The following is a 14,640-nucleotide window of genomic DNA, read 5'->3' as shown; positions in this document are numbered from 1 at the left end:
AGGTGATAGTTATTATGTTGAAAAAATATAAAGATGATCAAGAATTTTATAGTTTAGTCGGCATAAAGCCACAAACATTTTATAAAATGTTTGAAATTTTAAAAATTGCTGAGTCTAAACAAAAATATTATGGTGGTAGAAAAAATAAAATTGTAATTGAAGAGCTTTTATTAATGACTTTAGAATATTGAAAAGACTATAGTAGTTATAGAGTTATTGCAAAAAGATATAATATTAGTCATACTAGTTGCATTCGTAATATTTTTTGAATTGAAAATATTTTAATAAAAAGCGGAATTTTTAATTTACCTGGAAAAAAAGATTTAACAAAAAATAAAGGTACTAATAATAATTTGTTAGCTATTGATGCTACTGAAACTCCAATTGAAAGAATTAAAAAAAACTAAAATTACTTTTTTCAGGTAAAAAGAAACATCATTCTCTCAAATCCCAAATAATTATTGATATTTCCAACGGAAAAATTATTTCAACTGCTTTTTGTTTTGGAAGCATTCATGATTTTAAATTGCTTCTAAAATCTAAAAATTTTATTCATCCAGAAAAACAAGTTTTTGTTGATTCAGGTTATCAAGGTATACAAAATATTCATAAAAATACATTTTTGCCATTTAAAAAAAGTAAATACAATCAATTAACACCAATTCAAAAAGAATACAATAAAACTTTAAGTAAAATTAGAATTAAAATTGAACACGTATTTGCTAAACTAAAACGTTTTAAAATTTTAAGTTTAAAATATCGCAATAAAATACGAAGATTTGCATTAAGATTTAATTTAATAGCAGGAATATATAATTTTGAATTACCTTAGTTTTGCACCAAGTCTAATATACATAAATAAGTTTAATTTTTTTAACTGAGGTGTAAAAATGGAAGATAATAGAAAATTATTTAACATATCAGAATTAAGATTCTGAGCTAAAAATCCAAGATTTACAAATTTTAAAAAAGTGAAAATATTGGAAATAGGTAGAGAGGATTTTCTACTTTATGACAATAAAGATATATATTTAGAAAATTTGGATAACTATTATAAAAATCTTATTAAAAAAAAAAGATGATTTATAAATTATTAGAACTTGTAGAAAATATATCATATAGTGGATTTGAAGCTGATACGGATGAAATTCTTATTACTTCGTTCCCGTTTTTGATAGAAAATACCAATAATAGTATATATTCAAAAATATATTATGTATTAGAAGGGAACAGAAGACTGTTTGCTTTACATTTACTTTTAAATTTAAATGATTCTAGAAAAATTTTAGAAAAAAATATAGAAAAAAATGAATATAATAAATTCTTAGAAATTTTTAGATTAAATAATTATAATATACAAGAAGTAGAATGTAAAATTTTTAATGTAAAAGAAAAAGGTGAAAAATACACTTGAAAAATTTTAAATTCTAGACATTTTGGTAAAAGAAAAGGAAAGTTAAATTGACCGAGAGGTTCAATTTTAAATATTATTTTTACTACTATAATTAAGTTTAGAAAAGAACGTGAAATTTTAGATAATCAAGAATTAACTTCAGAGCAATTTAATCAAATGATTAAAGAAGTCGAATCATATACTGGTAAAAATGTAAATACTTTTGATTTAATTGGTTCATTATGATCTATTACAGTTATTGAAGAATATAATCAACATGTTGTTGAAAATCAAAAAATTATTTTAGAACAAACCGATGATCAATTAGAAACATATGAAAAAGACAATGAAAATGAATATGATATTAATGATTCACCATTTTCCATTTCTTCTTTAGAATTAGCTCATAATACAATAAAATTACCTAATGAAGTGGGGGAATCTAAAAATTTAAAAGAAATAATAAAGTTAGAAATAAATACTAGAAAATGAAAAGTATTTCATTCTTTAAACTTAGTTCAATGACAGAATTTATGTATATATTTAATTAATTCTATTAAAAATAAAAATTTAAACACTAGAAAGTTTAAACCTGAATATATTGAATAATTAATAACTTTATTATCTTTAAATCAAAGATTATCAAATCAAGTTATTGAATCTTCAAAAAAAGGAAAAATAAGGTATGATCAGTTAACAATTTTATCTATTAAAAATATTAGCGAGGAAGAAATTATTTTTGATAATGAAGAAGAAAGAAAAACTTATAAATCCATGAAAGAGTCTTGGATAGGTTAAACTTTATTGGACACTAATTACGTAGACAAGCGAACAAATTAGTTAAAAGAAAGGAACTATAATTATGGCCAATATTAACTCATATACCGACGCATTTAAGAAACAAATAGTAGCTTTATATCAAAGTGGTAAGTCAGTGTCTTGTCTTGCTAAAGAGTACAATGTTACAAGAGCAGCTACTTATAATTGAATTAAGCAATTTACTAATTCAGGTAGTTTTAAATCTAAAGATAATCGTTCTGTTGAAGAAAATGAATTAATTAAATTAAGAAAAGAATTAAAACAGTTACGAATGGAAAATGATATTTTAAAGCAAGCAGCACTAATAATAGGCAGAAAATAGAGATTATTATCAATAATAAATGTAAATATAAAATTCGTACAATGTGTCGTTTTTTAAAGCTCTCTAAATCAACATATTATTTTAATTTCAAGAAAAAAGAAAAAAATCAAAATAATATGTATGATGAAGCTGTTATTAGTGCTTTTAAAGAAAATAAAGAAATTTATGGCACAAGAAGATTAAAAGTCATATTAGAAAACCAAGAAATTTATTTATCAAGACGAAAAATTAAAGAAATTATGAATAAACATAATTTAATATCAAAATACACTAAATTAAGACACAAAAATCATCATAATAAAGTCAATGATAGTCAAATAACTAATCTTGTTAATAGAAACTTTAAGAATAGGATTAAAAATGAAGTTATTGTTAGTGATTTAACTTATGTTCAAGTAAATGGTAAGTGAAACTATATTTGTTTATTAATAGACCTATTTAACCGCGAAATTATTGGACATAGTGTAGGCACTAAAAAAGATGCATCATTAGTATATGAAGCATTTATGCAATCAAATCGCTGTTTAAAAGATATTCAAATATTTCATAGCGATCGAGGTAATGAATTTAATAATAAAATTATTGATAAACTTTTACTAGCATTCAATATTACTCGCTCTTTAAGCAAAAAAGGATGTCCTTATGACAATGCTGTTGCTGAAGCAACTTTTAAAACTTTCAAAACAGAATTTATTAATGATAAAAATTTTAGATCATTAATCCAATTAAAATTAGAATTATTTGATTACATCAATTGATACAACAACATAAGAATCCACAGCACTTTAAACTACTTAACTCCAGTTAATTATCAAAAACAAATGTCTACCAAAAAATAGTCCTAAAAAGGGTTGCCATTCCAAATAAATAAAAATTTGCAAATTTAAAAATTAACATTATAATTATACTTATGTAGGGATATTAAGATAAATTATTTAAGTCAAATTGTATACAAAAGAGGTTACAGTTATGGAAAAAGAAATAGATGTTGCATATGTTTTATCACCATTGGATACAGTCACTAATGTTAATGACAAAAGTGTCTTTTCAATAAAAACACATCTTGTGCTAATAAATAAAATACTTAAAAGTAAGTAATTACTGGCTTTAAATTAGTATTAATGATTACTAGTTAAAACGGTTGCTATTTTTAAGTGCAGCACTAATTCTTTAAATAATATTTATATCTTGTATAAAATATAATCAATTATAATCGAGAAGATTATTAACTAAAATTCAATTTTTATTTAATAAAAGTCTAAAAAGTACATGAATATTTTGCTTGTTTATGATAACATTACTAAAGAAATTAAAAATAAAATTTCTTATTTTTGATGTTATTAATTTTGATATGTAATATTTTATGAAATGGAGGTGAAATCAATGAAATATGACTATGAAATTATTGTGATTGGTGCGGGTCATGCTGGTGTTGAAGCGGCATTATCTTCTGCACGAGCAGGTCATAAAACTGCTATTATTACTCTTGATAAAACTAAAATTGCATTAATGCCATGTAATCCTTCTGTTGGTGGACCAGCCAAAGGAGTTGTGGTTCGTGAAATTGATGCACTTGGTGGCGAAATGGCTAAAGCAGCAGATGCTACTGCTTTGCAAATGAAACTATTAAATCATTCACGTGGTCCGGCAGTTTGAGCTATTCGTGCTCAATCTGATAAAATTGCTTATTCACAATATATGCAAAATGCAATAAATAAACAAGAAAATTTAACAATTTTAGAAGTTATGGTACAATCATTAATAATGGAAGAAAACACTGCTAAGGGTGTTATTTTAGAGAATGGTGAAAAAATTACAAGTGAAATTGTGATTTTAACTACTGGTACTTATATGACAGCTTTAACTTTACAAGGTCATAATAAGAAATCAGAAGGACCAGATGGTCAAAGAACAAGTAATGGTATTTCTGAGCAATTAAAAATTGTAGGCTTTAATATGATACGTTTAAAAACAGGAACACCACCTCGTATTAAAAAAAATAGTATTGATTTTGACAAAACTAATATTGAACTAGGTAGTGATTTACCTTTAGCATTTTCACATGAAACTAAAAATTTTTTACCATTAGCAAAACAGTTACCTTGTTATTTACTTTATACAAATGATAAAACTCATACCATTATTAATAATAATTTAGATAAATCACCAATGTATAATGGTGAAGCACAAGGTACTGGACCACGTTATTGTCCAAGTATTGAGGATAAAGTAGTACGTTTTGCTGATAAGCCTCGTCATCAAATTTTCTTAGAGCCAGAATCACTTGCTTTGGATTCGATTTATGTCCAAGGTTTTTCAACATCATTGCCAATTGATGTGCAAGATAAAATGTTGAGAACGTTACCTGGCTTAGAAAATTGTGAAGTATTAAAATGAGCATATGCTATTGAATATGATGCTTTTGAACCAACACAATTATGACCAACATTGGAAACTAAATTAATTAAAAACTTATTTAGTGCTGGTCAAATTAATGGTACTAGTGGTTATGAAGAAGCAGCGTGTCAAGGTTTAATAGCTGGAATTAATGCCCATTTAAAAATAAAAAAAGAAAAACCATTAATTTTAAAGCGTGATGAAGCATATATCGGAGTTTTAATTGATGATTTAGTAACAAAAGGAACAGTTGAACCTTATCGTTTATTAACTTCTTTAGCTGAACATCGTTTATTATTACGAAATGATAATGCTCAAACAAGATTAATTAAGTATGGTTATCAAGTTGGCTTAGTTAGTGAACAACGTTGATCGCAATTTAATATTCAACAAACATTAATGTCCAATATTGTTGAAAAATTAAAAACTATTAAAGTTAGTCCCAATTCAGAAGTTGCTAAGTATATTATTAATAATAATTTAGGTCCAATTCCCGATAATCATATTATTGCTTATGAATTATTAAAACGCCCGGGTGTCAAATTATCAATGTTTACTTCACAGTTACCTTTAATAAATGATTTACAATATCATGAATTAATGGAATTAGAAATTACAATTAAATATTCGGGGTATATTAATCAGCAACTAAAAATGGCGCAACAAACTAATAGTTTAGAAAAAAAACAAATTCCTAGTGATATTGATTATGATTTAGTAGAAAGTATTACTGGTGAAGCTAGAGAAAAATTAAAGCGTGTTAGACCATTAACAATTGGTCATGCTACAAGAATTTCTGGTGTTAGTCCTGCTGATATTCAAGTTTTATTATTTTTTTTAAAACGCAAATATCCAAATTTAAATATTTAATAAATTAGCGATCTTAATTAAAAGATCGCTAATTTATTAAATATTTTACTTGTATTTTAAAGTTCAAAGAAGATTTTGATTTATGATGATCAAAAGAAATTAAACAGTAGACTTGGTGCAAAACTAAGGTAATTCAAAATTATATATTCCTGCTATTAAATTAAATCTTAATGCAAATCTTCGTATTTTATTGCGATATTTTAAACTTAAAATTTTAAAACGTTTTAGTTTAGCAAATACGTGTTCAATTTTAATTCTAATTTTACTTAAAGTTTTATTGTATTCTTTTTGAATTGGTGTTAATTGATTGTATTTACTTTTTTTAAATGGCAAAAATGTATTTTTATGAATATTTTGTATACCTTGATAACCTGAATCAACAAAAACTTGTTTTTCTGGATGAATAAAAGTTTTAGATTTTAGAAGCAATTTAAAATCATGAATGCTTCCAAAACAAAAAGCAGTTGAAATAATTTTTCCATTGGAAATATCAATAATTATTCGGGATTTGAGAGAATGATGTTTCTTTTTACCTGAAAAAAGTAATTTTAGTTTTTTTTAATTCTTTCAATTGGAGTTTCAGTAGCATCAATAGCTAACAAATTATTATTAGTACCTTTATTTTTTGTTAAATCTTTTTTTCCAGGTAAATTAAAAATTCCGCTTTTTATTAAAATATTTTCAATTCAAAAAAATATTACGAATGCAACTAGTATGACTAATATTATATCTTTTTGCAATAACTCTATAACTACTATAGTCTTTTCAATATTCTAAAGTCATTAATAAACGCTCTTCAATTACAATTTTATTTTTTCTACCACCATAATATTTTTGTTTAGACTCAGCAATTTTTAAAATTTCAAGCATTTTATAAAATGTTTTTGGCTTTATGCCGACTAAACTATAAAACGGACTTCTCCCCACATGTACTTGTGGAGGAAACAATGAAATTGAATGAGTTCAACAATATATTTCAAACAGAAAAAGATTGTTTGAAATATATAGCAAGTTTGAAGGAAAACAAATGTATGAGGTGTTCTTGAACAAATTTGAATACTTCTGATTTAAGAAGAATAAGATGTTTGAAATGTCATCAAACATTTAGTATTCTTCATGACACCATTTTTTACAAGTCACAAACACCTTTGACATCTTGGTTTTATCTCATCTTTAGATGAATAAACACCAAACATGGAATTCCATCAACTGATGTTGCAAAAGAATTGGGAGTAACTTTGAAAACTGCTTGAAGAATGGGTCATAAAATCCGAAGTGCAATTGCAAAACAAGAACCTCAATTCATTGTTGAGGGCATAGTGCAAATGGATGAAATGTATCTTTCACATATGGGTTTTAAAAAACAAGGAAGATCCTTAAAAAATAAAACTTTGATTGTTGGGATTTATGAAAAAACAACCAATAATTTAATTGTGAAAGTGTTGAAAAATGCAAATCAAAAAAATCTTTTGCAATTTGCAAGAAACCACATTTCTTCAAAGTGTGATGTACATACTGATTCTTAAAAAGGATATCGCCATTTTAAATCAGTTTTCACTAAGCATGAAACAGTTAACCATCAAGATGGCTATGTTTCAAAAACTGGTGTAAACATAAACCAGATTGAATCGGCATGAAAGCACATCAGACGAACATTTAAAACACATATCAAAGTTGAAAAACATCATGTTCATTTATACGCAAAAGAATCGGCATATAAATTCAACAATATACCTAGTTTTGAAACTGTAATGTTATGTTTGATTTAAAAATGTGGGGAGAAGTCCGTAGATAGGCTTTTCTCAGCATTTATGTGATAAAATTTAAAAATAGTACATAAAGGGAGAAAAGCCCTATAAAATTCTTGATCATCTTTATATTTTTTCAACATAATAACTATCACCTTTAATATTAATAATAATCGTTAAATTGTTAAAATTAAAGGTTTTGCACCAAGTCTAATTAAAAAATCTTTATAATCTTCATTTATTTTATTAAATGCTTCTTGTTTAGATAAAGATTTATAATTATCAGTACTCATTAAATTTTTAATTAAATTTACTTTTTTAGTATCTTTAATATTAGAAAATAATTGTTGCTCTTCAAAACTATTAATTTTATTTTCATATTCTTTTATTTTTGTTTGATATTCATTTATTTTTGGTTCTAATTCTTTTTTAAGAAATTCATCTTTTGCTTGTGCATATACAACATTTCTTTGTTGTTTTAAAGTTTCTTGTAATTCTTCAAAAGTATAAGTTTCTTTTTTTTCTTTAACTTCAAAATTAGACATAAAAATACTCCCTTGTTTAATAATCGCTTTTTTTGATAATCCCTTGTAACTTATGTTAATAAATAACATAATCGCTTAATTAAATTATATCATTTTTTCCCTTTAAAATAAAGAAAAAAACCTATATTTATTATAGGTTTCTAATCATTATTTTCTATTTTTCTAGGTTCACAAATGTTAATAATTATATTATTTTTTGAGTTATTTTCTTCTAAATTATTTTGTAAATCATCAAATTCTTCTGGATGACATTTTCTTAAATATTCTCATTGATATTTTGGGTCTTTCATAGTATTTCTTAATAAATAATTAGCAATTTTTTGACATGCTTTATCATAATCTTTTAGAAAATTTTGTTGTCATTTTGTCTGGTAGCGTCGGCAATCAAATATATATTTTCTATCAATTCCTAATGCTAAATTTAAACCAGTTTTTGTCATTCTTGTTGGAACATTTTTATTATCTCTAAAATATTAATTTATCTTTTCTTTATAATTTCCTAATTCTTTTCTTTTTGCTGGCATATTATCACCTATATTCAATAATTTATATAGTAATTATAACATTTTAATAAAAGCATATTTCACCACTTTAATAATAATTATTACTATAATCAAAATCATAAATTAAGAAAGGAAATAATATTATGAATTTTCTAGAAAATGAACTTAATTATAATGAACTTGATAATCAAATTAAAAACCATGGTTTAAACTGTTTCACAAATTTATTAAAAGCATATGATGATTTTTGATATCAAAATATATATGATAAAAGTAAATATAAATATGTTAAAACTGCTAAAAGAAGTCCAAATACTCAACATGGTAAAATAAATAATTTTTATCGTAGATGTTATTTAATTTTAGAAACTAATGAATATTATTATCCTTTAGATAACTATATAAAAATTCAAAAAAGAAAAAGAACATTAACTAATTTAGAACATACAATAATAAAAAATTCAGGTAATGGTAAAAGACAATCTGATGTTCAAGATATATTAAAAAATAGTAATTTTTCTAAAACATATATGACTAATGTAATGAAAAATGCAGTAATAGGAGTTGAAGAAATAAAAGAAAAAAAGTAGTTTTACCAACTGAAAAATTATTTGTAAATATGGATGATTGTTTTATAAGTTCTTTATTTGATAATAAAAAACAAAAAAATCGTATTCGTACAATTAGTGCAAATAAAGGTAAAGATTTAGAAAAATCTACTAAAAGTAGAAATGTTTTAAAAGATAAAAAAATTACTTATATGAAAACTAAGAATGGTCAAAGAATTAAAAAACAAGAATTTATTAATAAAATTTATGAATTTCTTGATTTACAATATATTTATAATAAAAGTGGTTTAGTATTTATTGGTGATGGTGCGCCTTGAATTAAAACTTCTGCTAAAAATGAAAATATTCCTTATGTAATTGATAGACATCATGCATTTAAAGCACTTAAAAAAGGATTTATTTTTAATAGAAAAGTAGATAATAAAAAATTAACAAATGCATATGATTTATTTGTTAATGGTGAATATTATCAATTATTAGATTTTTTAAAAGAAAATAATATTAATGAAGAAATATATAAATATTTTAAAAATAATAAAGAAGGAATTATAAATCAAAAAGAAAATTGAAATCAAGGAGTTTGTGCTGAAAGTGATGTTTCACATTTAGTTAAATCTTTAAAAGGATATGGTGCTAAAATTTTTAATGATAAAGTTCTTGATAATATGCTTATAATTAATTAAGCAAGAATTAATAAATTAAATCTTTTACTTTAATATTTTAAAAATTTAATAAATCTAAACCTAAATAGTTAGGAATTTTTACTTTAGATAATTTTAAAACAATAGTCTAAAATACTTGATTATATTTCTTTAATTGTAAAATTAAAAAGGACACTTATATAAAAATTAAATTGTGTTAGGTCTATAATTAAGAAAAGAAAGGAATTAGCGCAATGTATAAGTATCTGAGTATTGAATCAATAATAGCAATAAAAGAATAGACTTGGTGCAAAACCTTTAATTTTAACAATTTAACGATTATTATTAATATTAAAGGTGATAGTTATTATGTTGAAAAAATATAAAGATGATCAATAATTTTATAGTTTAGTCGGCATAAAGCCACAAACATTTTATAAAATGCTTGAAATTTTAAAAATTGCTGAGTCTAAACAAAAATATTATGGTGGTAGAAAAAATAAAATTGTAATTGAAGAGCGTTTATTAATGACTTTAGAATATTGAAAAGACTATAGTAGTTATAGAGTTATTGCAAAAAGATATAATATTCGTCATACTAGTTGCATTCGTAATATTTTTTGAATTGAAAATATTTTAATAAAAAGCGGAATTTTTAATTTACCTGGAAAAAAAGATTTAACAAAAAATAAAGGTACTAATAATAATTTGTTAGCTATTGATGCTACTGAAACTCCAATTGAAAGAATTAAAAAAAACTAAAATTACTTTTTTCAGGTAAAAAGAAACATCATTCTCTCAAATCTCAAATAATTATTGATATTTCCAATGGAAAAATCATTTCAACTGCTTTTTGTTTTGGAAGCATTCATGATTTTAAATTGCTTCTAAAATCTAAAACTTTTATTCATCCAGAAAAACAAGTTTTTGTTGATTCAGGTTATCAAGGTATACAAAATATTCACAAAAATACATTTTTGCCATTTAAAAAAAGTAAATACAATCCATTAACACCAATTCAAAAACAATACAATAAAACTTTAAGTAAAATTAGAATTAAAATTGAACACGTATTTGCTAAACTAAAACGTTTTAAAATTTTAAGTTTAAAATATCGCAATAAAATACGAAGATTTGCATTAAGATTTAATTTAATAGCAGGAATATATAATTTTGAATTACCTTAGTTTTGCACCAAGTCTATTCTTTTATTGCTATTATTGATTCAATACTCAGATACTTATACATTGCGCTAATTCCTTTCTTTTCTTAATTATAGAACTAACACAATTTAATTTTTATATAAGTGTCCTTTTTAATTTTACAATTAAAGATGTTTAAAACAAATCGAATGGGTTTTGATGAAAATAACTTATTGAGAAAAGGCAAAAATAAATCTCACAAACAAAAAGAAACTAGGGGCAAAATTAATAATTGTAAGTCTATTCATGAAAGAAATTTAATCATTCCTAATATTAAAAATATACAAGAATTTGGTCATTTAGAAGGTGATACTATCATTGGCAAAGATCATAAAAGTTCTATTATTACTTTGGCTGATATATGATCAAAAACCACAATTCCTTTAGTAACTAAAAATTATAAATCAGAAAATATTACGAAAAGTATAATAAAATTTATTTCAAAGTTACAAAAAGGAACAGTTAAAACCATTACTTTTGATCGTGGTAAAGAATTTAGTAAATGAAGATTAATCAAAAAAATTTGTAATGTCAAAATTTATTTTTCAGATCCTGGTAAACCTTGCCAAAGGTGTTTAAATGAAAATAATAATGGTATTTTAAGAAGATATTTACCAAAATATACAGATCTATCTTCATATAAACAAAAAGATTTAAATTTTATAGCATTTCAAATTAATTCTACACCCAGAAAATCGCTCTCTTATAAAAGACCAATAGATTTAATACAATTATTTTAAAAAAACTGTCCCATTTATATTTACAACTCAGGAAACAAAAAAGATGAAGAATTTATAAAAATTATTAGACATTTTAAAAATAGAAGGCTTTTATCCCTTTATGTACTATTTTTAAATTTTATCACATAAATGGAGATAAAAGCCTACCTAGGAAATTATCCCCGCATGTATTTAAATCAAACACAAAATTACAGTTTCAAAACTAGGTATGTTATTGAATTTATATGCTGATTCTTTTGCATATAAATGAATATTGTGCTTTGAAACTCTTATGTGTGTTCGGAAAGTTCGTCGGATGTGCTTTCATGCTGATTCAATCTGGTTTGTGTTTACACCTGTTGGTGACACATACCCAACTTCATGATTTACGATTTCATGTTTGGGATAGAAGTTTTTGAAACTTACATATCCCTTCCAAGAATCCGTAAATAGACAGCACTCAGTAAAAATGTGTTTCAATGCAAATCTTAAAAGGTTTTTTTCATCTGCGTTTTTCAGCACCTTCACAATTAGTTTGTTGCTGGTTTTCTCATAAACTCCAACAACCAAAGTTTTATTCAACAAGGATCTTCCTTGTTTTTTAAAACCTAAATGTGAAAGATACATTTCATCCATCTGTGCTGTGCCATCAACAATGAAACCTGCATCTTGATTTCCAATTCTAGTCCTGATTTCATGACACATTCTTCAAGCTGTTTTATAGGTCACACCCAATTCCCTTGCAACATCGGTTGCTGGTATGCCATGCTTTGTGTTTATTCATCTAAAGATGAGATAAAACCAAGATGTCATTTGGGTCTGTGACTTATAAAAAATGGTTCCATAAAGAATACTAAATTTTTGGTTACAGTTCAAACATCGTATTCTTCTCAAATCAGAAGCATTCAAACTAGAAGAAGCACACCTGATGCATTTCATTATTTTCAACTTCGCTATATATTTCAAACAATCGTTTTCAGTTTGAAATATACTGTTGAATTCATTTCAATTCATTTTTTCCTCCACACTAGTACATGCGGGGATAATTTCCAAATAGAATTAAACAAATTGAGAAAAAAGAAAAATTAGATGCAATTGATAAAAAATTTAAAGAAAAATGAATTCAATGTCCAAATTGTAAATCTTATTGATGTGTAAAAAATGGTTTTAAGAATAATAAGCAAAAATATTTATGCAAAGATTGTAAAAGTAGCTTTGATGCTTTAAGAAATCATTTTTTACATTGAAGTCATTTATCTCATGAACAATGAGATTGAATAATTTGATTGTCATTGTTAGGTCAATCTGCTTATACTATTTCTCAATTTGCTAAAATTTCAAAAACATCAGCATGATTTAATCGTCAAAAATTTATGAAATCATCACAATTAGCAAAAAAACAAAAACCATTCACAAAATTAAAAGGTAGAATTGAAATTGATGAAACTTTTATCAAAGAAATTCATAAAGGAAATTTCAAAAATACAGATGATCCAAGAAAAAAATGAATTGAAGAAAATGCTAAAGATTTAAACTGTTGTATTGAAATGGCAATTGATGAAAATAAAAATATTTATGCTCAAACAACAAATACTAAAAGATTAACAAAAAAATGAGTACAAGAAAATTCAACATCTAAGCTTATCGAAGAAAAATCAATTATAGTTTGTGATATGCAAATACTATATGATACAGTAGCTAAACAAAAAAAATGTACTCTCAAGAAATTTAAATCAAAAGAAAATAAAGAATTAAATTATAAAAATTTAAGTAATATCAGTAAAATACAATCAAGTTTAAAAGAATTTATTACTCATTATCATGGCATTGGATTTACCAATATTCAAAATTACCTCAATTTATGAAAATTTAAATACCGACATTATAAAATATCACCTTATGCAAAATCTGAAGCATTATATTTCAGTTTGTAAAAAAAATAAATCCCAAAATTAAATAAAATCAAATTTTAGGCCAGGTTGATGATTTTTTTTATTTCATCAAGAGTTTTTTTGAAAATTAAAAGATATTAGTGAAAGTGTTATTAGTCAAATTACTGATGATGTTATTGATGATGTCAAAGCATGGCAAAATCGGCCATTAGAAAGTATTTATCCGATTGTTTATTTTGATTGTATAGTAGTTAAAGTACGACAAGATAAACGGATTATTAACAAATCAGTTTATATAGCACTAGGAGTTGATTTAGAAGGTAAAAAAGATGTTTTAGGTTTATGAATTAGTGAAAATGAAGGTTCTAGATTTTGATTATCTAATTTTACAGAAATGAAAAATCGAGGCTTAAATGATATTCTTATTGCTTGTAGTGATAATTTAACAGGCATGTCAGAAGCAATACAATCAGTTTATCCTAAAACCGAACATCAATTATGCATAGTTCATCAAATTAGAAATAGTTTAAAATATGTTTCATACAAACATCGAAAATCTCTAGTTAAAGATTTAAAACCAATTTATAGTGCATGTAGTGAAGAACAAGCAATGCAAGCTTTAGAATCGTTTGAAAATAAATGAAATAAACAATATCCTCCAATTACTAAATCTTGATATAAAAATTGAGATAATTTAATGGTTTTTATTAGTTATCCACCAGAAATTAAAAGAGTAATTTATACTACAAATGCTATTGAATCTGTTAATAGTCAATTACGAAAAGTTATTAGAAATAAAAAAGTTTTTCCTAACGATATGGCAGTTTTCAAAATATTTTACTTAGCAATTGAAAATATAACAAAAAAATGAACAATGCCTATTCAAAATTGAAATACAGCAATTGCTCATTTTATGATAAAATTTGAAGACAGAATTAATCTAAACTAGTACCTTGTAAAACAAAGATACACAGATTACATAAAAGCCTCTATCTTTATAACATATTATAAATTTTAATT

20 protein-coding genes and 2 pseudogenes are annotated in these 14,640 nt (G+C 24.2%); 15 read left to right on the top strand and 7 right to left on the bottom strand.

Annotated elements, in window-relative coordinates; genetic code table 4:
* Nucleotides 1–14: 14 nt before the first annotated feature.
* The 7 genes from AAHM78_RS01830 to mnmG all read left to right on the top strand — a co-directional run bounded on the left by AAHM78_RS01830 (nucleotide 15) and on the right by mnmG (nucleotide 5,801).
* Nucleotides 15–407, top strand: coding sequence for a transposase family protein (locus AAHM78_RS01830; protein ID WP_342254169.1), 393 nt, complete (start codon nucleotides 15–17; stop codon nucleotides 405–407).
* Nucleotides 408–457: 50 nt separating this feature from the next.
* The gene (locus AAHM78_RS01825; protein WP_342254980.1) at nucleotides 458–832 is read left to right on the top strand and encodes a transposase family protein; all 375 of its coding nucleotides are present in this window, start codon (nucleotides 458–460) and stop codon (nucleotides 830–832) included.
* A complete protein-coding gene (locus tag AAHM78_RS01820; RefSeq protein ID WP_342254168.1) occupies nucleotides 819–1,097 on the top strand; it encodes a hypothetical protein in 279 nt (92 codons plus the stop codon). Before AAHM78_RS01825 ends, AAHM78_RS01820 begins: the two co-directional genes overlap by 14 nt.
* Nucleotides 1,079–2,002: a hypothetical protein gene (locus tag AAHM78_RS01815; RefSeq protein WP_342254167.1), complete on the top strand. Its 924-nt coding sequence runs from the start codon at nucleotides 1,079–1,081 to the stop codon at nucleotides 2,000–2,002. Before AAHM78_RS01820 ends, AAHM78_RS01815 begins: the two co-directional genes overlap by 19 nt.
* A gap of 253 nt (nucleotides 2,003–2,255) precedes the next feature.
* A protein-coding gene (locus AAHM78_RS01810; RefSeq protein WP_342253571.1) for an IS3 family transposase occupies nucleotides 2,256–3,373 on the top strand; the annotation gives its coding sequence in 2 pieces (ribosomal slippage) (nucleotides 2,256–2,499 and nucleotides 2,499–3,373; 1,119 coding nt in all).
* Nucleotides 3,374–3,503: 130 nt separating this feature from the next.
* Nucleotides 3,504–3,632: a hypothetical protein gene (locus AAHM78_RS01805; protein ID WP_255495891.1), complete on the top strand. Its 129-nt coding sequence runs from the start codon at nucleotides 3,504–3,506 to the stop codon at nucleotides 3,630–3,632.
* A gap of 285 nt (nucleotides 3,633–3,917) precedes the next feature.
* Nucleotides 3,918–5,801, top strand: coding sequence for a tRNA uridine-5-carboxymethylaminomethyl(34) synthesis enzyme MnmG (mnmG, locus tag AAHM78_RS01800; protein ID WP_342254166.1), 1,884 nt, complete (start codon nucleotides 3,918–3,920; stop codon nucleotides 5,799–5,801).
* Nucleotides 5,802–5,924: 123 nt separating this feature from the next.
* Here mnmG and AAHM78_RS16600 read toward each other — a convergent pair whose 3' ends face one another.
* Genes AAHM78_RS16600 through AAHM78_RS16590 form a run of 3 tightly spaced genes read right to left on the bottom strand, consistent with a single transcriptional unit; the run spans nucleotide 5,925 to nucleotide 6,749 of the window.
* The gene (locus AAHM78_RS16600; protein WP_342254958.1) at nucleotides 5,925–6,290 is read right to left on the bottom strand and encodes a transposase family protein; all 366 of its coding nucleotides are present in this window, start codon (nucleotides 6,288–6,290) and stop codon (nucleotides 5,925–5,927) included.
* Between the two features lie 59 nt (nucleotides 6,291–6,349).
* Nucleotides 6,350–6,541, bottom strand: coding sequence for a hypothetical protein (locus AAHM78_RS16595; RefSeq protein WP_342254712.1), 192 nt, complete (start codon nucleotides 6,539–6,541; stop codon nucleotides 6,350–6,352).
* The gene (locus AAHM78_RS16590; RefSeq protein ID WP_425289757.1) at nucleotides 6,453–6,749 is read right to left on the bottom strand and encodes a transposase family protein; all 297 of its coding nucleotides are present in this window, start codon (nucleotides 6,747–6,749) and stop codon (nucleotides 6,453–6,455) included. The genes AAHM78_RS16595 and AAHM78_RS16590 overlap by 89 nt, the downstream gene beginning before the upstream one ends.
* Between AAHM78_RS16590 and AAHM78_RS01790 the strand changes: the two genes are divergently transcribed.
* Complete coding sequence (locus AAHM78_RS01790) at nucleotides 6,749–7,327, top strand: IS1595 family transposase (RefSeq protein ID WP_342253453.1); 579 nt, start codon at nucleotides 6,749–6,751, stop codon at nucleotides 7,325–7,327. The two genes, AAHM78_RS16590 and AAHM78_RS01790, sit on opposite strands and share 1 nt — an antisense overlap.
* A gap of 239 nt (nucleotides 7,328–7,566) precedes the next feature.
* Here the strand turns inward: AAHM78_RS01790 and AAHM78_RS01785 are convergent, their stop codons facing one another.
* The 3 genes from AAHM78_RS01785 to AAHM78_RS01775 all read right to left on the bottom strand — a co-directional run bounded on the left by AAHM78_RS01785 (nucleotide 7,567) and on the right by AAHM78_RS01775 (nucleotide 8,534).
* Entirely contained in the window at nucleotides 7,567–7,692 is a 126-nt protein-coding gene (locus tag AAHM78_RS01785; protein ID WP_342254165.1) for a hypothetical protein, read from the bottom strand.
* Nucleotides 7,693–7,725: 33 nt separating this feature from the next.
* Entirely contained in the window at nucleotides 7,726–8,094 is a 369-nt protein-coding gene (locus AAHM78_RS01780; protein ID WP_342253455.1) for a hypothetical protein, read from the bottom strand.
* 140 nt (nucleotides 8,095–8,234) lie between these two features.
* Entirely contained in the window at nucleotides 8,235–8,534 is a 300-nt protein-coding gene (locus AAHM78_RS01775) for a hypothetical protein (protein ID WP_342253456.1), read from the bottom strand.
* A gap of 206 nt (nucleotides 8,535–8,740) precedes the next feature.
* Between AAHM78_RS01775 and AAHM78_RS01770 the strand changes: the two genes are divergently transcribed.
* From AAHM78_RS01770 to AAHM78_RS01750, 5 genes and pseudogenes are all read left to right on the top strand, one after another.
* A complete protein-coding gene (locus tag AAHM78_RS01770; protein ID WP_342254164.1) occupies nucleotides 8,741–9,187 on the top strand; it encodes a UPF0236 family transposase-like protein in 447 nt (148 codons plus the stop codon).
* A gap of 29 nt (nucleotides 9,188–9,216) precedes the next feature.
* Nucleotides 9,217–9,849, top strand: coding sequence for an Mbov_0401 family ICE element transposase-like protein (locus AAHM78_RS01765; RefSeq protein WP_342254163.1), 633 nt, complete (start codon nucleotides 9,217–9,219; stop codon nucleotides 9,847–9,849).
* A 399-nt stretch (nucleotides 9,850–10,248) separates the two neighbouring features.
* Nucleotides 10,249–10,569 carry a transposase family protein gene (locus tag AAHM78_RS01760; RefSeq protein ID WP_342254162.1) on the top strand — a complete coding sequence of 107 codons (321 nt, stop codon included), beginning with the start codon at nucleotides 10,249–10,251 and terminating at the stop codon, nucleotides 10,567–10,569.
* Nucleotides 10,570–10,619: 50 nt separating this feature from the next.
* Nucleotides 10,620–10,994: a transposase family protein gene (locus tag AAHM78_RS01755; RefSeq protein ID WP_342254979.1), complete on the top strand. Its 375-nt coding sequence runs from the start codon at nucleotides 10,620–10,622 to the stop codon at nucleotides 10,992–10,994.
* A gap of 146 nt (nucleotides 10,995–11,140) precedes the next feature.
* Nucleotides 11,141–11,749: pseudogene (locus AAHM78_RS01750) on the top strand (IS30 family transposase); the annotation flags it as partial.
* A 171-nt stretch (nucleotides 11,750–11,920) separates the two neighbouring features.
* Here AAHM78_RS01750 and AAHM78_RS01745 read toward each other — a convergent pair.
* A complete protein-coding gene (locus tag AAHM78_RS01745; protein WP_342254160.1) occupies nucleotides 11,921–12,637 on the bottom strand; it encodes an IS1595 family transposase in 717 nt (238 codons plus the stop codon).
* A 383-nt stretch (nucleotides 12,638–13,020) separates the two neighbouring features.
* On the opposite strand from AAHM78_RS01745, the gene AAHM78_RS01740 reads away from it, so the two are divergent.
* Together AAHM78_RS01740 and AAHM78_RS01735 are read left to right on the top strand one after the other, a co-directional pair.
* On the top strand, nucleotides 13,021–13,662 hold the full coding sequence (locus tag AAHM78_RS01740) for a transposase (RefSeq protein WP_342254159.1): 642 nt from the start codon (nucleotides 13,021–13,023) through the stop codon (nucleotides 13,660–13,662).
* A 91-nt stretch (nucleotides 13,663–13,753) separates the two neighbouring features.
* Nucleotides 13,754–14,569, top strand: a pseudogene (locus AAHM78_RS01735) (IS256 family transposase); the annotation flags it as partial.
* Nucleotides 14,570–14,640 lie beyond the last annotated feature (71 nt).

It is taken from the genome of Spiroplasma endosymbiont of Zeiraphera isertana, assembly GCF_964030805.1.
GTDB lineage: Bacteria > Bacillota_I > Bacilli_A > Mycoplasmatales > VBWQ01 > Spiroplasma_E.
Note: the sequence above shows the minus strand (reverse complement) of the source record. Positions and strands in the feature narration are given on the sequence as shown.